We start from the raw sequence: 21,454 nt of genomic DNA on the forward strand, positions 1-21,454 counted from the left end.
GATCACATTCGATCGGCCGCAAGTCGGTCTCCACCGCTGTCTCAATGGTCGGTCAACGAAGTGGCTCCGAGCGGACCTGGCTCGATACTACGTGGCACCAGGCGATTTGCAGCAAACAACGCGATTGCAATGACGTTGCAGCATCCGGCAGACGAACTCGTGAGCGCCGCCCGGCCGCCCGAAGGCGCTCGCACCGCAGTGCGCAGCACGGAGGTCATGGCCACCGCCCGGCCGCCCGAAGGCGCTCGCACCGCAGTGCGCAGCACGGAGGTCATGGCCACCGCCCGGCCGCCCGAAGGCGCTCGCACCGCAGTGCATTGCACGGAGGTTTTTCGATGAGCAACGTTCGGGAGTGGCTCGACAAGCATCGCTTGACGGCCATTGCGGAGATCCTCGAGCGCGAGCAGATCGACTGGGAGGCGCTGATGGTTCTTTCGGCAGCCGACCTGAAGGATCTCGGTCTTCCGATCGGATTGCGCGCGAAGTTCTCGGCGGCCCTGCGGTTGCTTCGAGGGGTCGACCCCGCCGCCGATTCCTTGCTGGATACGCCGCCGGATCCCGCCGACGCGACGGTGGACGAAGGTGAGCGCCGCCAGCTGACCGCGCTGTTTTGCGACATGGTCGGCTTCACCGAGCTCGCGAACCGCGTCGATCCGGAAGTGCTGCAGCGGATCGTGCGCAGCTACGAGGATGCCTGCGCGGTGTGCATCGCGCGCTACGAGGGATACGTGTTCCAGCGCCTGGGCGACGGCATCGTGGCTTTCTTCGGCTATCCGCTCGCGCATGAAGGCGAGGCTGAACGGGCCATTCATGCCGGGCTGGAAATCGTCGAGACCCTGTCCCAACTGGAGATCGCAGAGGTCGGGCACCTCGAAGTTCGCATCGGAATTGCGACCGGCGTGGTCGTGGTGTCGTCGGCGGGCAAGGTCGCGGTCGGGGAGACGATGAACCTGGCGTCCCGGCTGCAAGCCATTGCCGAGCCCGGCAACGTCGTGGTGAGCGAGCGAGTGCACCGGCTGGCCGGGGGCAGCTTCGAATACGAGGATTGCGGCAAGCAGACCCTGAAGGGCATTGGCCAACCCGTTCGTGTCTATTGCATCAAGGGGGTCAGGAGGGCGGTGAGCCGCTTCGAGGCTGCCACCCAGGAGGGCGGCCTGACGCCGTTGATCGGCCGTGAGCAGGAGATCGACCTGCTGCTGGAGCGCTGGTCGCTCGCGCAGGAGGGCAAAGGCCAGGTGGTGGTGCTGTCCGGCGAGCCGGGCATTGGCAAGAGCCGCATCCTGAACGCGCTTCGGGAGCGGGTTGAAAGCCAGGGCGCCAAGTCGTTGCCTTTCCAATGCTCGCCCTACCACGTCAACAGCGCCTTCTGGCCCAGCACCAACAACTTCGAGCGGGGGCTGAAGTTCGCGCGCGACGAGTCGCCCGGATCCAAGCTCGACAAGCTCGAAAAGTTGATCGTCGGCGGTTACGGACGGCCGCTGGCGGACGTCGGCTACATCGCCTCCATGATGTCCATCCCTTGCGACGAGCGTTACGGGATGAGCGGCATGACATCGCAGAAGCGCAAGCAGGAGACGCTGCGCGCGCTGGTCGATCTCACCGAGACCGCGGCGCGCAAGCATCCGAGCGTGCTGCTGTTCGAGGACGTGCACTGGGCCGACCCGACCTCGCTGGAAGTGGTCGACCTGTTGATCGATCGGGTCCGCACCATACCGTTGCTCATTGTTCTTACCCACCGTCCGGAGTTCAGGTCGCGCTGGTCCGAGCAGGGCCACGTCATCGCGCTGAACCTGTCCAGGCTGACCGAGGCACAGGGCGCGGCGATGGTGTCCGGACTCGCGGGCGGCAAGGCGCTGCCCCCGGGGCTGCTCAAGCAGATACTTGCCAAGACCGACGGTGTGCCGTTGTTCGTGGAGGAGCTGACCAAGGCCATTCTCGAATCGGGCGAGCTGATAGAGGAAGCGGATCGCTACGAGTACCGGGGGGCGACGGATGGCATCACCATTCCGGCCACGCTGCGGGATTCGCTGATGGCGCGGCTGGATCGCCTGAACCCCGTGAAGGTCATCGCGCAGATCGGTGCGGCGTTCGGGCGCGTATTCAGCTACGAACTGATCGCTGCGGTGGCGCCGATGTCGCAAGAACAACTCGACGAGTCGCTCGCACAGTTGATCGAGTCGGGCCTGGCGTCGCGCAGGGGCGCGCCGCCCGAGGCGACCTACACGTTCAAGCATGCGCTGGTCCAGGACGTGGCCTACGACTCGCTGCTCAGAAGCCGGCGGCAGGAACTGCACGCGAAGATCGCCCGCGCGATAGAGGAACACTTCGCGAACATCAAGGTCACCGAGCCCGAGGTGCTCGCCCACCACCTCACCGCGGCGGGCCTCATCACGGCAGCCATTCCGCTGTGGCAAAGCGCGGGCGAACTGGCGTTGAAGCGCATGGCGCTGATCGAGGCCATCTCGCATCTCAACCAGGGCCTGAAGCTGGTTGCCACGCTGCCGGGCTCCGTCGAGCACGAAAGACGCGAACTCGCCCTGCGGCGAGCGCTCGGGGTCTCCTGGATGGCTGCCAAGGGCTGGCCGGCACCCGAGGCACGGGAGAGCCTCCTGCCTGCGCTGAAACTGGTGGACTCCGCCGCATCGGGGCGTGACGTGCTGCCGGTCTACTGGGGCCTTTTTGCGAACACCTTGAGCCAGGGACGCGTCGCGGAATCGGTGAAGTGGGCCGAGCAGTTGCTCGCCATGGGCAAGGAGAACGGTGACACCGACATCCTGGTCACGGGACACCTGATGATGAGCGTTTCGACGTTCTGGCTGGGCGACTTGCTGACCTGCCGGGCGCACACCGACGAGGTGACGAGAATCTACGACCCGGTCAAGCACCGCCATATCGCGGACGAGATCAACCATGATCCCTACACCGGCGCCGGCGTCTATCGGGCGCAGGTGACCTGGATGCTCGGGTTCCCGGACCGCGCCGTCGCGGAGTGCGATGCCAAGGACGCACATGCGCGCTCCCGTGGCCATGTCTTCGATTGGGGATTTGCATTGTGCGCCGGTGCCGACGTCTTCGAGTACCGCGGCGAACCCGCCGCACAACGGGCGCGCATTCGGGAATGCGAGCGGCTCGGACGGGAGAACAGCCTCACGGTGCTATGGCAGGTGATGGCGCCGCTGCGTAATGGGGCCTCGCTGATACGCGCCGGAAGAGCGGCCGAGGGCGTGCACCTGATGCAATCGGGCCTTGCCATGCGTGAAGCCGGCGGCGGCTACGGCGGAAGCAATCCTTACCTCAAGGCGCTGCTGGCCGAAGGCATGGCCATGGAAGGCGATATCCCGGGCGCATTGGCCGTCATCGAAAGCCAGATCGAACAGGTCGAACGGCCGGGCTGGGGTGAGCGCTGCCACTACGCAGAGATCCGGCGCCTGGAAGGCTGGCTGCACGAACTGCGCGGTGACGCGGAAGCGGCCGAAGCGAGCTACCGTCTCTCGCTGGAGTGGGCTCGGGTGCAAAAGGCCCGTTCCTGGGAACTGCGCACCGCGACCAGCCTCGCGAAGATGCTGCAACAGCAGGGCAGGGCGACCGAGGCGCGGGCGCTTCTGGCGCCGGTATTCGAGTGGTTCACGGAAGGCTTCGAAACGCGGGACCTGAGGCAGGCGCGCGAGGTGATGGAGTCGCTTGCGGCGCGGCACGGAAAGTGACCCGGAAAGTGACCGGGGAAATGACCTGGAGAGTCTCAAGGAAGATATCCTCCTGTTCATCGACCATTCATCTTCGCAGTCGGAAACCACATGCGATCGCTACTGGGCGGGCACAGCAAGACAATAGTCGTCGCAGCTGTCTGCATCGCCTCGTCGGCCATCGCCTGCGCACAGGAGATATCGTTCCTTGCGGGGCCGCTCGCAAGCGCCGGCGAGCACTCCTATTCGTGGCAGGGCACCTATCGATCGGGCCTCGGTCCTTACGCCGCCTGGAGCCTTTCATGGCTCAACGAAGGCCACATCACCGACCATCATCGCGATGGGCAGACGCTGCAGGCCTGGGCGCGCCTGCCGCTTCTGGACAACCGGCTGGAGCTGTCGGCGGGCGCAGGCCCTTACCTGTATTTCGATACTTTCACCGGCCGAGCCGATCGTTCCTATGCGAACGCCCACGGCTGGGGCCTCGTCGTGAGCCTGCGCGCGGCCTACTACTTCGGCAACCGCTGGATCGCGCAGATGCAGCTGAATCGCGTGAACGTCAACGGGGGGCCGAACACGACGGCGCTGCTGTTCGGCGTGGGCTATCAGTTGGACGCGCCGGACCAGCCTGGGCCGCGCGACCGTCCTCTGGCGCGATCGTCGAGCGTTACCGGCAACGAGCTCACCGTGATGCTCGGCGCCTCGATCGTCAACAGCGACAAGTCGGAATCATCGCCCGCCGAAACCCTTGAGTTCCGGCACGGGCTCGGCCGCCATGTGGACGTGACGGCGTCATTGCTGCATGAGCAAGGCCGGATGCAGTCGCGCCGCTACGGCGTTGCGGCGCAGGTCTGGGCCACAAGTGCCTTCTTCGGCGATCGCTTCGCACTATCCGCCGGCGTCGGGCCGTATGTCGCCGTCACGCAAAGTGAAAGCTTCCCTGCGGGTCGGACGGGCGACGGGCGCGTGTCAGGACTTGTCTCGATCTCGGCAAGCTACAAGTTCGGTGACAGGTGGCTGGCGCGCGTGACGTGGAACCGCTTTGCGACGCGCCATGACCGTGATGCGGACGTGATCCAGGCGGGGGTCGGGGTTCGGTTCTAGCGGGGCAGACTCATCGTCCGCCGTTCGATCCGATCCACCGAAGCGCACTGATGCTCGGCAAGAAGGTATACGCACCGCCACGCGTGCGAACGAAGCGCGGCACGCCACGCAAACGGATCGATCCCTTGGCGGTAGGCAGGTCGAACCAGCTCGCATCTTCCTGGTTGGCACCGAGCACCGGATCGTTGGATCCGGTGATGCGCGGGTCTTGCAGTCCGAGATTGATCCAGTCGTACTGCATGGCCTCGTATTGGGCAGAGAGGTCGGCGCAGATGAAGTTGCCCAGCAGGCCGCGCTCGATCCCATCGGGCCCTGGCGGATGGCTCGGGTCGAACGGGGGGCCATAGGGTATGCCCCGCCGCACCAGGCGACGCGTGTGGTTGGCGACCCGTTGCACGATCTTTGAGCCGCGCGGGTTGGCACGGCGGGTGTGCGAGCCCAACGGGCACTTCAACCCGGCGCCGTCGTCGACGTAGTCGTAGTCGGTGTCGGACACTGGCGGATTGGGGAAAGGATCGCGTGGTGACAGTCCCAGGGGCGTGCCGGAGCGCCACCGGCCCATCAGCTTGGCAGCGACGACCTCGCGCATCGCCGCCAACTGCTTCGATCGGGAACCATAGCCCTGCTCGGTGCCGGTGGGGAGCAACTCGCCAGCCAAGGGACTGTCGAGGAGTTGCCCGGCCGCGCGGTCGAGGAATTTCTCGAAACCGGGCACATCCTGCTCAAGCACTCGAAATGCATTGAATGCGCCGTTGAGGCCGAGCACTGGCGGGTTGGGCAAGGCCCATGTCAACTGCTCGAGCGCAGTGGGATAACCGAGGAGCACGGTCCCGAGTGGCGCGGTCGGTTGATCGTCGTACTTGCCGGGCGGGCTGATGTTCGCGAATCGCGGCTGCGAGATGTTGTCGCGGTAGCCGAAGTGCACTTCGTCGCCATTGAAAAAGGCGCCCTCGTTGCGGCCGCGGATCTTGAATGCGCGGCCCGCCAGGCCCGACATCATGACGTTTTCGAATGCATCGAGAAGCGCCGCGGTGTTCGCATGCAGCGAGATGATCAAGTGAACCGCATCGCTGGATTGAAACCACGGCTGCCAGTGCGCCGGCGCGGAGTCGCCCCAATCGCCGACCTTGGTTGCACGCGCCGCCATTCCTTCCCGGTATGCCTCGGGGAGCGAACGCGTGGTGGACTCGGGAATTCCGAGTGCCTGCATCCCGGCGAAGGTGATGCCCAGGTTGAAACACACGTCCGGCGGTTGCTCGCCCCAGTGCGCGGCGTCCGTGATCGAAGGTGCAAGCGAACGGTCCGGGCCTGCCGTTGCGCCGATCCATGCCCTGGCCTGGGCCGCGTCGGTGACCTGGGCGACCAGATGGCGCACCATCGACTTGCGGTAGCCGCGCAGGATGTTGCCCTGCACGTCCGCCAGGTCGACCGTGGCGCCTGGTGCGGCGCTGCTGCTCGTCGGCGCGGCCATCACCAGCCCACTCCCAGCTTTTGCCGCACCTGCGCGACCGAGTAGCCCGGATAGGCGCGGTAGCTTCCGAGCTGGACGTTCGGGTTCTTGTCGAGCTGGAGCACCAGGTAGCGCGACAGGTCCTGCAGGTTGTCGAGGTTCGGCGCCACGACTTCGACGAGACGGCCGGGGTCGTCGGGCAACTGGAAGGCGTCGCGCTCATGAACCCATTCGATGAACGCGTCGACATGCTGCCAGCACGGCAGGGGCGGCGGGTCTTCGATCAACGAGACGACCCCGTCGAAGGCGTTGCCCAGCGTCATGATGAAGTCCCGGATGTAGGCATGGAAGTCGCCGTCGTAGAAGGAGAACATGAGCAGGTTGTTGTCGACGATCGAGAAGCGCGCCATGTGCACGGTTCCCACGTTGTCCAGCCCGCTGTAGATCTCGTCGAGGCACGAGCCGACGACCATGGCGGCCTGGGCGCGGCCGATGGCGGTCTTGTTCTTCAACGGCATCACGAGGTTCATCGTGCGCATCACGTTGTCGGTGGGCTGAGGGCTGTCGCGGGGGCCGCCGGGGGCGATGGTGGTGGGCTGGAGCCACGACCAGACGCGGATCAGGATTCTTTGCAGCAGTTGCTTCAGCCAGTCGATGACGGCGCTCATCAGATAACCTCCGCGCTTCGCACTGCGGTGCGAGCGCCTGCTGCCGGGCGGGCGGCGCTCCGGAAGACCTCCGTGCTTCGCACTGCGGCGCGAGCTTGCCTCGGGCGGCCAGGCGCGGCGCTCATCGGGCGCTCCCGCTGCCGGCGTGCAAAGGACAACCGATGCCGCTGCGCTCCTTGCATCCAAGCTGGTAGATCTCGCCGCGCGCGCGGAGGATCTGGTCGCTGGACGCTTCGATGCCCGGTGGCAGCCGCATCGGATTGAAGCTGAGCCGCTCCACGTCCACGTCGCGCTCCTGTGCGAGTTGCTCGATATGGAGCGTGCCCATGTTGACGGTCTGGCGCGTCACCGGCCAGGTCATGGACGGATCGTCCAATGCGTCGCCCGCGTCGCCGATCATCATCTTGAGCGTGAACTGGGCGGCGGCCTGCGCCAGCCGGGTCTGCATCTCGGCGGTCAGGAACGTGGTGGACTTGGCGGGCAGCTCATCGGCCGGGACCGGGAAGACACCGTCTACCGGCTGCCATGAAAAGCGCACGGGTCGACGCACGTCGTCCGGGCCGACGGCCATGAAGGTGTGCACGGCATGGTACGCAGTGCGCGCCCAGCTCACCGGCACCTGCAAGAGGCCGCCTTCGATGGTGAAGGCGCGGGCGAAGTCGTGCGAGCCGGCGTACTGAGCCAGGCCCGGTCCGCCGCTGATCGTCACGCCGGCCGGCATCGGCGGCAAGGGGTTTCGCAGCATCAGCGGGTCGAGGATGGTCCGGCGGAACCATGACTCGGGCTGCACGGGTTTCGGAACGAAGGCTTTCGAGACGCCCAGGAAATCCTCCCGGGTCCTGGCGCCGAAGACGTTCATCGTCATCGACAGCAGGTCGTGGTCGGTGTCGTTCGCGTAGTGGAACTTGACCGCGAGCCCGCGGGTATCGGGTCGCTCGTCATGGCGTGCGGGATCGGAGGAGCCGTTCGAAAAGCGGGCGGTGACCGGGACGGCGCTGCCCTGGAAATGCTCGGCGATGCAGAAATCCCGGGCGACGTCGGACGCCACGAAGTGCCCCACGACACCCAGGCCATGCGTGTGCGCCCAGCGCGTGTTCGCTACATGTCCGGGGGCGTCTTCCTTGAACGCGTCCAGCATTTGCGCCGCGGTGATTTCGTGATCCATGCGTAAGGGCTCCAACGAGAGCCGCAGGCTATCACGCAAGGCTAACTTTTGGTTGCAGTTTGTTCGCTTCGGAGGCGAAGGTTTGCGCGCATGTCCTTCGCAGTGGTTTGTCATTTCGGGGCTCCGTGCTTACAGTGGCGGGACCATGGACCTGACACAACACAGCCTCCAGACCTTGTTCGCGCAGCTCGGCTTGCCCAGCGCAACCTCGGCGGACATCGAGCGATTCGTCGCCGCGCATCGGCCGCTCGCGGCGGATGTCGAGTTGGCCGATGCGGCGTTCTGGACGCCGGGCCAGGCGCAGTTTCTTCGCGAGGAGATCAGCGAGGATGCTGATTGGGCGGAAGTGGTCGACCAGCTCAACGTCATGCTTCGCGCGTAGTGACCCGGCGCTTTCTGCGCATTGCAGTCATCCTGCTGGCCGTTGTCGGCCTGCTGGTCGTTGCGGCGCTGATCGCCTTGCGGCAAGCCTACCCGCCCTCGCGCCTGGCGACGATGCTGGCAGCGCATGTCAGTGCAATCACCGGGCGTGCGCTGCACATCGACGGCGAGCTGAAGTTCAGGCTGTGGCCGGCCATTGCCATCGAGGCCAACGACATCTCGCTGGCCAATGCGGATTGGGGTTCGTCGCCGCAAATGGTCCATGCCGGGCACGTCGCCTTCGAGCTGTCGCTGCAGGATCTGCTGCATCGCGAACTGCGAATCCTGAGCGTGGACGTGAAAGGGCTGGACCTCAACCTCGAATCCGACGGCCATGGCCGCTTCAACTGGCAACTGCCGCACGAGAAGCCCGCGGCGGCGCACAAGGAAGGCTCTTCCCTGGATGCGCTCGAGCATTTCGTCGTCTCTGACGCGCGGGTGCGCTACGCCATCAGCGGCAGGAGCAGCGACACCCGGCAACTCGACATCGATGCCTTCCGCCTGGCCGTGCAGGGCGATGGCAACGCGGTCGACGCCGCCATCACGCTCGGCAAGCAGTTGTGGAAGATCGAAGGCCGGACCGGGCCGATCGCCAGCCTGGTCGGCGGTTCGGACGCATGGCCCATCGAATTGAAGTTCAGCACCGATGGCGCGTGGCTTTCCGCCCAGGGCACGCTGGGCCACGGCACGAGTGCGGACACGTTCGAGGGCAAGGTGTCGTTGCGCATCACGTCTGGCGCGGCCCTTCCGCGTTTTGCGTCCGCCGCGGCAGGCCTGCCGATGCCGGTGGAGGTGAATGCGGCCCTGAGCCTCACGCCCAGGCAACTGCTGGCCGAGTCGATGACCTTGTCCATGGCCGGGCAGCAGTTCACCGGGCGCGTGAGCGTGCAGGCCGAGCCTGCGCTGCAGGTGCAGGCGGACCTCACGGCAACGACTGTCGACCTTGCCAGGCTGCACACCAGCGCCGCGCCGGCCCTCTCGCCACCGACCGCGTCGAAGGCGCGCCCGCCCTTGTTCGGCAACGCCCCGCTGCCGTTCGAAGACCTGCCGTCCATCGATGCGAAGGTCGCCCTCAGGGTCGGCCAGTTGAACCTGCCCGGCATGCCCCCCATCTCCGCGTTCGACCTGCGCCTGGCCAACACGGCCGGCCTGCTCTCCCTGGATCCGCTGGATTTCACTTTCGGGAGCGGCCAGGTTCGCACCCGCATCAAGGTGGCGCGGCGCACCGGTGCGGCGCCGCGGGTGGACGCGCGGGTCGAAGCCAGGTCGGTGTCGGTCGAAGCGCTCGACGCCATCGGGCGCAGCACCGGCAAGCGTTTCAATGGCGGGCGCGCAAACCTCGACCTGACGCTTGCGATGGCCGGCCAGACGCCGGCAAGGCTCGCTGCATCGGCAACGGGCAACGTCTTGCTGTCCGTCAGCGGTGTCCCGCTGGCAGGCAAGGCGGCCACGCTCGACCAGGACATCGTGGCGAGCCTGCTCGAAGCGCTGCTGCCCAAGTCGACGCCGCGCGAAAACCTGATCCTCCAATGCGTCGTCGCACGCCTGCCATTGCGCAACGGTGTGGCAACGATCGACCGCTCGGTGGCGATGGAGACTGCACAGGTCGCGGTCTCGGCCAGTGGCGAAGTGAACCTTGCGCGGCAGACGATCGGACTGGCGTTCCAGCCGCAGGCCAAGAAGGGGTTGGACATCAAGGCGGCCAACCTCGTCGAACTGCTGCTGCTGACCGGCCCGCTGCAGGCGCCGGAACTCAGCATCAACCCGCTGGGTGCTGCGAAGCAGGCGGCCGATCTCGGCATCGCCGCCGCGACCGGCGGCTGGTCGCTGCTCGCGCCCGCGTTTCGTGCGTGGCGCGGCGCGTCGGTGTGCGACTTCGCTGCGTCGGGCGGCTCGGGCAAGGGTACGGCCGCATCCGGCAAGGGCCAGCAGCGCCCGTTTCGTCCGATCCGCGATTTGCTGGGCCGCTGAGTGCGGGCTCAGCCGATCCGATGTCCATGCGCTCCCGCAGCCGCACACTTGGCACCTTCTGCTCAATGCGAGACAAGACGATATGGCATGGAAACTCAGCGCGACCGAGACAGCCTTCAGGAACGAAGTGCGCGACTTCCTCGCGCGTGAGCTGACGCCGGACCTTCGCGCGGCCGGCCGGCGCTGCTCCGGCATCTTCAACGACTACGAGGACGCGATCCGCTGGCACCGCATCCTCGCGCGGCGCGGCTGGAGCACGCCGAAGTGGCCGCTCGAACATGGCGGCACCGACTGGTCGCCGATGCAGCACTACATCTTCGCCAGCGAGCTTTCCGCGGCCGACGCGCCGCGCCTGGCGCCGATGGGAACGGGCATGGTCGCGCCGGTGATCATCGCCTTCGGCACCGAGGCGCAGAAGCGCGCCTGGCTGCCCGGCATCCGATCCGGCGACGACTACTGGTGCCAGGGTTATTCCGAGCCGCAGTCAGGCTCCGACCTCGCCTCGCTGCAGTGCAAGGCGGTGCGCGACGGCGACCACTACGTGCTCAACGGCACAAAAATCTGGACCACGCACGCGCACTACGCCAACAAGATGTTCTGCCTGGTGCGCACCGCGTCGGGCGGCAAGCCGCAGCAGGGCATCAGCTTCCTGTGCTTCGACTTGAAGACGCCGGGCATCACTGTGAGGCCGATCATCAGCATCTCGGGCGACCATGAGCTGAACCAGGTGTTCTTCGACGACGTGCGGGTGCCTGCCGACAGCCTGCTTGGCGAGGAGGACCAGGGCTGGGCCGTGGCCAAGTACCTGCTGCAACACGAGCGCGGCGGCGCCTGGACGCCGATGTTGCGCGAGCGCCTTCGCCGCTTGCGTGCCGCCGCCGATGCCGTCTTCGCGCAGCGCCATCGAGACGCCACGGCGGCGGCGGACATGGCGCTGCGGCTGGCCGAACTCGACTGCGCCATCGACGCGGTCGAGGCGACGGAACTGCAGCAGCTGCGGGCGCAGGCGCGTGGCGAGCCGCCGGGCATCCGGCCCTCGATGGGCAAGGTGCTCGGCTCCGAGCTGCGCCAGCGCATCACCGAGCTGGCGGTCGAAATCGCCGGCCCCCATGCCGCCATCGACGTGCCGATGCGCGACTGTGAGCAGGGCGACATGCCGCTGCCCGAAGAGGCCGTGTTCGCCATGTCCGCCTACCTCAACGACCGCGCCGCATCCATCTATGCCGGCACCAACGAAGTGCAGCGCAACATCATTGCCGCCCACCTGCTGGCCCACTGACCGCATGAACTCGCTCACCGACCAGCAAGACACGCTCCTGATGCTGCGCGACAGCCTCGCGCGCTATCTCGACGACCGTCACAGCCTGCCGCAACGACTGCAGGCATTGGCGCACGCCGACGCTACGCCGCCGCCATTCTGGCAAGGCCTCGCACACGACCTGGACCTGCTGGGCGCGGCGCTGCCGGAGGCCCAGGGCGGCCTGGGCGGCGGCATGGTCGCGCACGCCGTGATGATGGAAACCTTGGGTGAGGCGCTGGCTGCCGAGCCCTATCTCTCGACCATCGTGATCGGCGCCGGCCTGCTGCAGCGCAACCCCGGCGCGCAGGCCGATGCGCTGAGGGCGAGCGCGATTGCGGGCCAGGCCGTCATCGCCTTCGCGCATTCCGAGCCGCAAAGCCGCCACGACCGCGGCAATGTGCAAGCGACCCTGAAGCGCGACGGCGACGGCTTCCGCCTCGACGGCCGCAAGTCGGTCGTGCGTGTCGCACCGTGGGCCAGCCACTTCATCGTCAGTGCGCGCTCCAGCGGCGGTGTGCGCAAGGAGGGCGGGATATCGCTGGTGCTGGTGCCCCGGAATGCCTCGGGCATCTGGCTGCGCCCCTATGCCACGCGTGACGGAGACCGCGCCGCCGAGATCGCCTTCGATGGCGTTCGCCTGCCGGAGGACGCCATGCTCGGCAGGGAGGGCGGCGCGCTGCCGCACATCGAGCAGGCGCTGGACGAGGCCACTCTGGCCATCTGCGCCGAAGCCACCGGCGTTATGCGCCGCCTGATGCGCGACACCCTCGACTACGTGCGACAGCGCAAGCAGTTCGGCGTTGCGATCGCGAGCTTCCAGGTGCTGCAGCACCGGCTTGCCGACATGCACATGGCCCTGGAACAGGCCGCAGCCTTGACCACGAGCGTGGCTGAAGCGCTCGACGACGAAAACATTGCCGCGAACGAACGCGCGCTTGCCGTGTCGTCGGCCAAGGTGGCCGTTGCCAGGGCTTGCAAGGCCGTGGGGCAGGGCGCGGTGCAGTTGCACGGCGGCATGGGCATGACGCAAGAGCTGGCGATCGGGCACTACATGCGCCGCGCAACCCTCATCGAAGGCCTGTTCGGCCCGGCCTCGTGGCACTTGCAGCGGGTCGCGCGGCTGCGGGCGTCGGCTGAACCTTTCATCGATAACGGAGACACACCATGACGATCGATTTCCGCCGTTCCTGGAGCGACGAGGACCTTGAGCTGTACCGCGACAACGTGGTGCGCTTCATCGAGACCGAGATGGTCCCGCACGACGAAGAGGCGCGCAAGAACGGCCATGTGGGTCACGCGATCTGGCGCAAGGCCGGCGAGCTCGGCTTGCTGTGCGCCGACATTCCCGAGGCGTACGGCGGCAGTGGCGGCGACTTCCGTCACGAGGCCGTGTTCTACGAGGAGGCGTCGCGGCGCGGGCTCAGCGGCATGGCCACGTCGGTGCACGCCATCGTGGCGCACTACTTCCTGAACCACGGCACCGAGGCGCAGAAACGCGAGTACCTGCCCCGCCTGGCCCGCGGCGAACTGGTCGGCGCCATCGCGATGACCGAGCCCGGCGCGGGCTCCGACCTGCAAGGCGTGCGCACGCGCGCCGAACGAGAGGGCGACGACTACGTCATCAATGGCTCGAAGACTTTCATCACCAACGGATTCCTGGCCGGCGTGGTGCTGCTGGTGGCGAAGACCGATCCGAAGCAGGGTGCCAAGGGCACGTCGATCCTCATCGTCGAGACCGAAGGCTGCAAGGGCTTCCGCGTCGGCCGCGTGCTCGACAAGATCGGCATGAAGGCGCAGGACACGTCAGAGCTTTTCTTCGACGACGTGCGCGTGCCGGCCGGCAACCTGCTGGGCGGCCAGGAAGGGGAGGGCTTCTTCCAGCTGATGTCCGACCTGCCGTATGAGCGCACCATCATCGGCGTGATCGCGCTGGCCACGATGGAAGGCGCCTACCAGGCCACGCTCGAATACGTGCGCGACCGCAAGGCGTTTGGCAAGCCCATTGCCGATTTCCAGAACACCAGGTTCAAGCTGGCCGAGATCGCCACGCAGATCAAGGTGGGCCGCGCTTTCATCGACCGCTGCGTGGAGGATCTGGTGGCCGGCCGGCTCGACACTGCCACTGCCTCGATGGCCAAGCTGTGGGGCTCGGAGGCGCAGGGGCGCGTTGTCGATGAGTGCCTGCAGCTGTTCGGCGGCTATGGCTTCATGAGCGAGTACCTGGTGGCGCGCATGTATGCGGATGCACGGGTGCAGCGCATCTATGGCGGGACGAGCGAGATCATGAAAGAGGTGATCTCGCGGGCGCTGTGAGATGAAGCACATCGCCGTCGTCACCACCGTTGGCAGCCGGGCCGAGGCGCAAGCGATGGCACGCGCATTGGTCGAGCGCAAGCTGGCCGCGTGCGCGCAGATATCGGAGATCGAGAGCTTCTATGCATGGGACGGAGCTGTCCAGCACGAGGGCGAGTTTCGTGTCCTTTTCAAGACCACGAGCGAGCGCTATGCGGCTGTCGAATCCGCGATTCGCGAACTGCACAGTTATGAGTTGCCTGCGATTCATGCCATTGCGCTGGAGCACATCTATGCGCCGTATGCCGAGTGGATCGAGGGCAATTCGACGGGGGCGTAGGCAGAACGCGCAGCGGTAGACCGACGCGTTGCTCCTCACGGAGAAGCGGAGCCCCCGGTTTCCCCACCGGACGAGCCTGGCAAGGCCGGGTGGGAACATGGTCATCAACTGAGATTTCGCACCGGCGTCAAACAACCTTCACGTTGATGTCGTAAAGCCCGTCGATGTGTCCCGTCATCACATCTCCCTTGACCACCGGCCCGACGTTCTCCGGTGTCCCTGAATAGATGATGTCCCCGGGGAACAACTCGTTCGACTCCGACAGCTTCGCGATCTGCTCCGCGACGTTCCAGATCATCTTCGACAGGTCGCTCGACTGCTTGACCTGCCCGTTGACCTTGAGCCAGATCGCGCCCTTGTCGAAGTGGCCGGTGCGGCTGACCGGATGCAGGTGGCTCACCACCGCCGAGCGATCGAAGGACTTGCCGATCTCCCACGGCTTCTTCTCGTTGGCCATGGCGTTCTGGAGGTCGCGCCGCGTCATGTCGAGGCCGACCGCATAGGCGTACACGCAATCGAGCGCTTTCTCGGGCGGGATGTTGCGGCCGCCCTTGTTCAGCGCGGCGACGAGTTCCACCTCGTAGTGGTAGTTCTTCGTGAGCGGTGGATAGGGGTGGTCGATGGTCGCGCCCATGGGCACCAATTGCACTGCGTCCGTCGGCTTCTGGAAGAAGAAGGGCGGCTCGCGGTTCGGATCGGAGCCGCGCTCGATCGCGTGCGCGGCGTAGTTGCGGCCGATGCAATACACACGCCGGACCGGGAAGACCTGGTCGCTGCCCATCACCGGAATGGCGGCGCCGGCCACGGCGAACATCGGCTTGCCGCCGGCACTCCCGGCGCTTGTGGCGCTCGTGGCACAGCCCGACAGCGCACCGGCCGCCATGGCGGTGCCGAGCTGCAACATGGATCTGCGATTCTTGGCTGTCATCATCAATGTCTCCTTTTCGATCGACATGGTGCGAAAGGCGCCACGTGTCGGGCGGTTGCGGCGCGCAGTATCGGCCGCGGTACGACGCGACGGCTCGCGGAGAAACCCGGAATGCAGAGCATCGCGCTCGTTTGATAAGGCCCTGGTCCCGCGGCTGTCGCCGATACATCAAGCCTTGCCCCAGCCTGGCAGGGCCGCGGCCTGCCGGATCCACGTCACCATCTGCGCCTCGTCAAGATCGTCCTCGTGGATGTCGATCCAGCGCGCGTCCTTGCCAGTGCCGCCGGAGGGCGCGGGTTGCAGCGACGCGCCCCTGAAAAAGCTCACCTTGACGTAGCGGGTGAACACGTGGAACCCCAGGAACCAGCCCCGGCCCTCGATGCCATAGAGGGGTGAGTTCCACTTCACGGCCTTGCGCACGTTGGGCACGCTGGCGACGATGAGGGCGTCGAGGTGGCGCCCGACGTCGGCTTTCCAGCCTGGCATGGCTGCGATGTAGGCCTGTACGGGGCCATCGCCGTCGGACTTCGCGATCTGGGGATTGCCACCCGAGAGCAGGGTCGGCTTCTCGCAGGATCGCGCGGATCCAGCCTTCTTGGCAGCGACGTTCGTCGACCTCGGGGGCATGCGGCTGGTCATTGCGTTTCCTCCAATGGATGCGGGGTTGGCGGGCGGCATCGCGGACGATCAAATTCGCCTGCTTGTCCTGTCCGAACGCGTAGCGCGTCGGCCGTGCCCAACGGCGGCGGACCGGGCATTGTCACCGCGCCGACCATCATCGAAGGCGGCGTACGCATCGTTGAGACGGCGGGTAACACCCGAGGATTTCATCTTGCCGCGAGCGGCTCGACACTCGCGCAGCGACTTCGCCCAACCGGATTCGGAATCGTCGATTTGAATGACCCGCGTGCGCACCTGCGTCGCTAGACTGGCGTGCCACGCCGGGTGCATGGCCGCCGGCTGTTCAGACGAAACAAGGACACCTGATGCAACTCGACTCCTCCATTGCCGCCGTCGTTACCGGCGGCGCCTCCGGCCTCGGCGCCGCCACTGCTCGCCGACTTGCCAGCCACGGCGTGAAGGTGGCGCTTTTCGATCTGAACGAAGCGCAGGGCGATGCGGTCGCGGCGGAGATCGGCGGCGTGTTCTGCAAGGTCGATGTGACTTCCGAGGAACAGGTCGATGCGGCCTTCGCGAAGGCGCGTGCGGCGCATGGCCAGGAGCGCGTGCTGGTCAACTGCGCGGGCACCGGCAACGCGGTGAAGACTGCGAGCCGCGACAAGACCACTGGCGAGATCAAGCATTTTCCCTTGGCCAACTTCGACCGCATCATCCAGATCAACCTGGTGGGCACCTTCCGCTGCATCGCCAAGTCGGCGGCCGGCATGCTCGCGCTCGACATGCTCGAAGACGGCGAACGCGGCGCCATCGTCAACACCGCATCGGTGGCGGCGCAGGATGGGCAGATGGGCCAGGCGGCCTACACCGCGTCGAAGGCCGGCATCGTCGGCATGACCTTGCCAATCGCGCGCGACCTGATGAGCGAAGGCATCCGCGTCAACACCATCCTGCCGGGCATCTTCAACACGCCGCTGCTGCAGGGCGCCCCCGAAAACGTGAAGGCCGCGCTGGCCGCATCGGTGCCGTTTCCGAAGCGGCTCGGCAAGCCCGAGGAATACGCGACGCTGGCCGAACTGATGATCACCAACGGCTATTTCAATGGCGAGAGCGTGCGCCTCGACGGCGCCATTCGCATGTCGCCGCGGTAGGGTGGAACGCCCCCGAAGCGCCCGCGGCGCGAGCGTCCGCGGGTTGGCCGGCCCGCCGCGTAGCATTGTCCGCCTCACTGCAGCTTGATCATGGACATCCAGAAACTTCCCTCCGCGCTGCTGCGCGCCATCGGGTTTACCGAACTCCTGCGCACCGACGCCGAAGTCGGCGCCGCACGGGCGCGCTTCACCGCCCGACCTGAATTCGCCCATACCAATGGCACCGTGGTGCAGGGCGGCATCATCACCACGTGGCTCGACTTCTCGATGGCCCTTGCCGTGATGTCGCGCGAGCCCGATGCGGCGCTGGCCAGCCTGGAACTCAAGGTGACGTTCCTGGAGCGCGTCGACGTGTCGACCTTCGACGTAGAGGCGCGCGTCCTGCGCTGGGGCCGCAGCGTGGTGTTCCTGGAGGCCGACCTGTTCGCGCAGGATGGCCGGCTGTGCGCGCGGGCTTCGTCGACCGGGAAGCTGGTGAGGGCGAAGGGCTGAGGAGACTCTTCCAGGCTACGCGCCGGATTTCTCCGACTGCCGCGCCAATTGGGCCCGCACATAGTCCACGTGCTGCCGCAGCGTGTAGACCCGGTCCGAGAATTCGAGCGGAAATTTCGACTGCACGATTTCCTTTTCGATATGGTCCAACTGCGCGCGCGCACTGTGCCGCTCCTGATCGTTGAGGTGGCGCGACGCCAGGTCTTGTTCCAGGAACTTCAACTCGCCATAGCGCCGATAGATCTTGCTCCGGCGCCGCCACGAGACCAGCGCCGGCAATATGCGCGCCAGGGGCACCAGGATCGCAGCCAGGGGAACGATCAACAGCAGCAGCCGCTGCACGTAGTTCGCAGCCCAGAAGGGCAGATAGCTCTGCAGGAACGGGCGGCCGTTCTTGAAGTAGCGCTCGGCTTCGGTCGACAGCGGAAAGTCGGTGGCCTTGGGACTCGGAAAATCGTCCGGCCGATTGATCAGGCTCGGCTGCTTGTGCACCTGTTGCGCGGCCTCCAGCAGCAGGTAGCTGAGGGCGGGATGCAACTCGTCGCGCACGACCAGGTTGGCAGTCGTTGCCAGCAGGTCGATGTCGCGGGGCGGCAGGTTGCGCTGCGGGTCGACCGAGCCGCGCTTGAGGACGACCGGGCGGAAGTACGGGAAGCGACGCGCCAGTCCTTCCACATGTTCGAGCGAAGCCAGGTGCATCGAACTGTCGGCCAGGAGCCGCTGCACCGCAGGTGCCTGTGGTGCCGAAATGATGATGGCCGCGTCGATCTCGTGGCGCGTGAGCATGTCGACCGCGGCCAGGCCGCCGTCATGGACGAAGGTGGTGCCATCGGCCGCAGGCTGGTTGCCGTCGGCAACCACGCCATAGACCGACAGCAGTTGCAGCGCGACCTTGTTGTTGCCGCTGCCGGGCACGCCGACGGCTGTGCGCTTGCCGGCCAGCGCGCCCAAGCCCTTCGACAAGTCGAGCGCGTGCGTGAAGATCCACACCGGCTCGTATGCGACCGTGGCCAGCGAACGCAGGGGTGTCGCGCTGGGCAGCGCGTCGTAGTCGAGCGCCAGCAGCCCGGTGCCGCCCTGCACGAAACCGACCTGCACGGCGTTGTCGTTGAGCCGCTGCAGGTTCTCGACGCCGCCACTGGAAGTGCGCAACTCAAGATCGATTCCGCTGGCCTGCAGGATCTCCTTGTAGTGCAGGCCGAAGCGGTGGTACGCACCATCCTGCACGCCCGTGCTCATGACGAGCGCGCGCGGCGGAGCGGGACTCACGAAGCGCATCACCGCCCAGATCAGCGCCGTCAAGACGACAACCAGCACACCCCACAACAGCACGCGCCGGCGATTGGACATGGCTCGCATTGAAACTCCTTCGGCGCGTAGTCTCGGCGAAGGCAATGGCAGTGTCGAGGCCGGAGGGCAGCCCTGTGCGCTGGTTCCCAGCCAGGCGCAGGCTACCGCTGCTTGCCGTCCAGATACGGCTGCGGGTTCACCGCCTCGCCTTGCTTGCGAATCTCGAAATGCAGCTTCACGCGGTCGGCGCCGCTCTTGCCCATCTCCGCGATCTGCTGGCCCTGGCGCACCACTTCGTTCTCCTTCACCAGGGCGCGGTCGATGTGCGCGTAGGCGGAGATGTAGGTTTCGTTGTGCTTGATGATGATCATGGTGCCGTAGCCGCGCAGGGCGTTGCTGACGATCACGACGCGGCCGTCGGCCGTTGCCACCACCGGGTCGCCGAGCGAGCCGGCAATGTCGATGCCCTTGTTTTGCTTGCCGTTGAAGCGGGCGATGGTTTCGCCTGCGGCGGGCCGGGCAAACGCGGGCTTGGCCACCGGCGGCGGGGGCGGTGGCGACACTGGCGGCGTGGGCACGCCGCTCGCGCCGGATGCAGTGGCGCCGCCGCTCCGCGGTGGCGGCGTGGTGGTGCAGGCGGCGAGGGCTGCAACCGTGATGGCGAGGAGTGCGCGTCGCAGCGAGGGAGATGTCAGGATGGCTGAAAAAGGCATGGCATGTTTGTACGTGTTCGTCGCGCGGCGTTCCCTGAAAAGGGGACCGCGCTGCAGCAGCGTGCAAATATAGTTGCTCGCGTCTGCCGGGCTGGCGGCGCTACCACTTATTACTTATGTGTTCCGTGCCGCAATTGGGGTTGCCGTTGCAACACTTCGGCGCGCGGCCCCGCATCGGCGATGCGGCCGGCCACCATCAGCACCACGGTGTCGAAGTGATCCAGCACGCTGAGGCGGTGAATCGACGCGATCATGCATGCGTCGGGGAACGCGGCGCCGATGCGCTCCAGCACGCGGGCCTCCGTGAGGGCGTCGAGCGCACTGGTGGGCTCGTCGAGCAGCAGCAATGAACTGCCCTGGGCCGCAAGCACCCCGCGCGCCAGGCACAGGCGCTGTCGCTGCCCGCCGGAAAGATTGAAGCCGCGCTCTGTCAGCGGCGTGTCGAGCGAGCCCTTCGTGGCCGCGAGCACCTCGTCGAAAGCGCTCGCATGCAGTGCGGCTTGCAATGCAGCCTCCTCGCATGGCGTGCCGAAAGTGAGGTTCTCCCGCACGCTGGCTTCGAACACCTCGATCTCCTGCGGGATCAGCGTGGCAAGGCCGCGCAGCGTGGCCCAGTCCTGCACATGGCCGTCGATGCGCAGGCTGCCATGCTGCGGAAGGTAGAGGCCCGCCAGCACGCGCAGCAAGGTGCTCTTGCCGCCACCGCTCGGCCCGACCAGCGCGATGCGCTCGCCGCGATGCAAGGCCAGCGCCATGTCGTGCAGGCCGCCCCCGCGCGTGGCATCGGCGTAACCCCAGGCCAGATTGTGGATGGCGATGCGCTGCCAGCCTGCCTCGCGCTCGATGGGCGTGTCGCTGCGGCCATCGAGCGGGTCGCCCGGCGCGGCCCAGATCGGGTCCGCGCTCAGGTAGTCGGTATGCATGCGTGCGAAGTTCTGGAAGTTGGCTGCCATCGAGCCGACCACCGCCGCGGCCTGTTGCGCGTATTGGTAGATCATGAAGACGTTGCCCAACTGCACTGGCTGATCCGGCGCGCGCTCATGCCACACGTAGATGAGCACCAGCGCCCAGGTCAGCCCCAGCCCGAGCAACTCGACCGTGGCCCACTTGCCTTCGTTCAGCATCGCGGTGCGCTTGAGCGGCACCGACACTGCCGCCATGCGACGGCGCAGCAGCACGCGCGACGCGGCCTGCAGCCGCAAGCCGATCACCGTCGATGCATTGCCGATGAAGTCGAGCAGAGCCGCGACATAGCGGCGATCGGCATCGTTTTCGGTGCGGGCCAGTTTCATCAATGCGCGGTCGAAGCGCAGGATCACGAGCCCGATGAGCACGTAGCCCAGCAGCGCCAGCACGCCGCTGGCGCGCGACAGCAGCATCAGCGCAATCAACGGCCCGACGAAGGTCACTGCGCTGGCGAGGTAGACGAACTGGTTCTGCGCAAAGTCCGACAGTGCGCGGCCGGCCTGGTGTACCCGGTGCTGAAGCTCGCCGGAGTGATGTGCGTCGTGCCATGTCAGTGGCGCGGCGGCGATGCGGGCATAGAGGGTGTCGGCCAGCATCTCGCGCACGCGCACGGCCACGTTGCGCTCCAGCACGCGCCCCGGCCCGTGCACGCCCCAGGACACGAGGTAGACGAATACCAGCAGCGCAATCCAGCGCGTGGCAGTGCCGATCTCGCCTTGCTGCAGGGCATTGATGGCCTTGCCCGCCAGCCAGGGCATGCCCAGCCGGATCAGCTGCGATGTGCCGAGCAGCGATAGCGCGCCGACCAGTTGCCCGCGCACGTCGGCGGCGAAGCGCCAAAGGGCGGCATAGAGAACGCGAAGGGGGTGCTGGCCTGACGCAGGCATCGGGTACTGCGCCGGC

At 66.6% G+C, this 21,454-nt stretch carries 18 protein-coding genes; 10 read left to right on the forward strand and 8 right to left on the reverse strand.

The genetic code is table 11. From position 1 onward, the window contains the following. Positions 1-44 precede the first annotated feature (44 nt). Both WKW80_RS28845 and WKW80_RS28850 read left to right on the forward strand, forming a co-directional pair. The gene (locus tag WKW80_RS28845) at positions 45-3,704 is read left to right on the forward strand and encodes an AAA family ATPase (RefSeq protein ID WP_340367025.1); all 3,660 of its coding nucleotides are present in this window, start codon (positions 45-47) and stop codon (positions 3,702-3,704) included. A gap of 90 nt (positions 3,705-3,794) precedes the next feature. Continuing rightward, positions 3,795-4,787 (forward strand): hypothetical protein, encoded by a 993-nt coding sequence (locus tag WKW80_RS28850; protein ID WP_340367027.1) that lies wholly within the window; start codon positions 3,795-3,797, stop codon positions 4,785-4,787. Between the two features lie 10 nt (positions 4,788-4,797). On the opposite strand, the gene WKW80_RS28855 is transcribed toward WKW80_RS28850, so the two are convergent. From WKW80_RS28855 to WKW80_RS28865, 3 genes are all read right to left on the reverse strand, one after another. Then, a complete protein-coding gene (locus WKW80_RS28855; RefSeq protein WP_340367028.1) occupies positions 4,798-6,258 on the reverse strand; it encodes a Dyp-type peroxidase in 1,461 nt (486 codons plus the stop codon). Beyond that, entirely contained in the window at positions 6,258-6,905 is a 648-nt protein-coding gene (locus tag WKW80_RS28860) for a hypothetical protein (RefSeq protein ID WP_340367029.1), read from the reverse strand. The genes WKW80_RS28855 and WKW80_RS28860 overlap by 1 nt, the downstream gene beginning before the upstream one ends. 121 nt (positions 6,906-7,026) lie before the next feature. Further along, entirely contained in the window at positions 7,027-8,070 is a 1,044-nt protein-coding gene (locus WKW80_RS28865; RefSeq protein ID WP_340367030.1) for a catalase, read from the reverse strand. A gap of 145 nt (positions 8,071-8,215) precedes the next feature. On the opposite strand from WKW80_RS28865, the gene WKW80_RS28870 reads away from it, so the two are divergent. The 6 genes from WKW80_RS28870 to cutA all read left to right on the forward strand — a co-directional run bounded on the left by WKW80_RS28870 (position 8,216) and on the right by cutA (position 14,393). Continuing rightward, positions 8,216-8,452 (forward strand): DUF2789 domain-containing protein, encoded by a 237-nt coding sequence (locus tag WKW80_RS28870; protein ID WP_340367031.1) that lies wholly within the window; start codon positions 8,216-8,218, stop codon positions 8,450-8,452. Beyond that, positions 8,452-10,461: an AsmA family protein gene (locus WKW80_RS28875; RefSeq protein WP_340367032.1), complete on the forward strand. Its 2,010-nt coding sequence runs from the start codon at positions 8,452-8,454 to the stop codon at positions 10,459-10,461. The genes WKW80_RS28870 and WKW80_RS28875 overlap by 1 nt, the downstream gene beginning before the upstream one ends. An 82-nt stretch (positions 10,462-10,543) precedes the next feature. Then, positions 10,544-11,740, forward strand: a complete 1,197-nt coding sequence (locus WKW80_RS28880) for an acyl-CoA dehydrogenase family protein (protein ID WP_340367033.1) — start codon at positions 10,544-10,546, stop codon at positions 11,738-11,740. A gap of 4 nt (positions 11,741-11,744) precedes the next feature. Continuing rightward, the gene (locus WKW80_RS28885; protein WP_340367034.1) at positions 11,745-12,929 is read left to right on the forward strand and encodes an acyl-CoA dehydrogenase family protein; all 1,185 of its coding nucleotides are present in this window, start codon (positions 11,745-11,747) and stop codon (positions 12,927-12,929) included. Beyond that, on the forward strand, positions 12,926-14,074 hold the full coding sequence (locus WKW80_RS28890) for an acyl-CoA dehydrogenase family protein (protein ID WP_340367035.1): 1,149 nt from the start codon (positions 12,926-12,928) through the stop codon (positions 14,072-14,074). The genes WKW80_RS28885 and WKW80_RS28890 overlap by 4 nt, the downstream gene beginning before the upstream one ends. 1 nt (position 14,075) lies before the next feature. Beyond that, a complete protein-coding gene (gene cutA / locus WKW80_RS28895; protein WP_340367036.1) occupies positions 14,076-14,393 on the forward strand; it encodes a divalent-cation tolerance protein CutA in 318 nt (105 codons plus the stop codon). Positions 14,394-14,520: 127 nt separating this feature from the next. Here cutA and WKW80_RS28900 read toward each other — a convergent pair whose 3' ends face one another. After that, the gene (locus WKW80_RS28900; protein WP_340367100.1) at positions 14,521-15,321 is read right to left on the reverse strand and encodes a fumarylacetoacetate hydrolase family protein; all 801 of its coding nucleotides are present in this window, start codon (positions 15,319-15,321) and stop codon (positions 14,521-14,523) included. Positions 15,322-15,489: 168 nt separating this feature from the next. Beyond that, positions 15,490-15,960, reverse strand: coding sequence for a DUF1801 domain-containing protein (locus tag WKW80_RS28905; RefSeq protein WP_340367037.1), 471 nt, complete (start codon positions 15,958-15,960; stop codon positions 15,490-15,492). 347 nt (positions 15,961-16,307) lie between these two features. Here WKW80_RS28905 and WKW80_RS28910 point away from each other — a divergent pair, with 347 nt between their 5' ends. Next, positions 16,308-17,090, forward strand: coding sequence for an SDR family NAD(P)-dependent oxidoreductase (locus WKW80_RS28910; RefSeq protein WP_340367038.1), 783 nt, complete (start codon positions 16,308-16,310; stop codon positions 17,088-17,090). Positions 17,091-17,180: 90 nt separating this feature from the next. Continuing rightward, positions 17,181-17,582: a PaaI family thioesterase gene (locus WKW80_RS28915; protein ID WP_340367039.1), complete on the forward strand. Its 402-nt coding sequence runs from the start codon at positions 17,181-17,183 to the stop codon at positions 17,580-17,582. A gap of 15 nt (positions 17,583-17,597) precedes the next feature. Here the strand turns inward: WKW80_RS28915 and WKW80_RS28920 are convergent, their stop codons facing one another. The 3 genes from WKW80_RS28920 to WKW80_RS28930 all read right to left on the reverse strand — a co-directional run bounded on the left by WKW80_RS28920 (position 17,598) and on the right by WKW80_RS28930 (position 21,438). Further along, positions 17,598-18,941: a TAXI family TRAP transporter solute-binding subunit gene (locus WKW80_RS28920; RefSeq protein WP_340367040.1), complete on the reverse strand. Its 1,344-nt coding sequence runs from the start codon at positions 18,939-18,941 to the stop codon at positions 17,598-17,600. Positions 18,942-19,033: 92 nt separating this feature from the next. After that, positions 19,034-19,585, reverse strand: a complete 552-nt coding sequence (locus tag WKW80_RS28925) for a peptidoglycan DD-metalloendopeptidase family protein (protein ID WP_340367041.1) — start codon at positions 19,583-19,585, stop codon at positions 19,034-19,036. A gap of 110 nt (positions 19,586-19,695) precedes the next feature. Then, the gene (locus WKW80_RS28930) at positions 19,696-21,438 is read right to left on the reverse strand and encodes an ABC transporter ATP-binding protein (RefSeq protein ID WP_340367042.1); all 1,743 of its coding nucleotides are present in this window, start codon (positions 21,436-21,438) and stop codon (positions 19,696-19,698) included. Positions 21,439-21,454 lie beyond the last annotated feature (16 nt).

It is taken from the genome of Variovorax humicola (assembly GCF_037889915.1).
GTDB lineage: Bacteria > Pseudomonadota > Gammaproteobacteria > Burkholderiales > Burkholderiaceae_C > Variovorax > Variovorax humicola.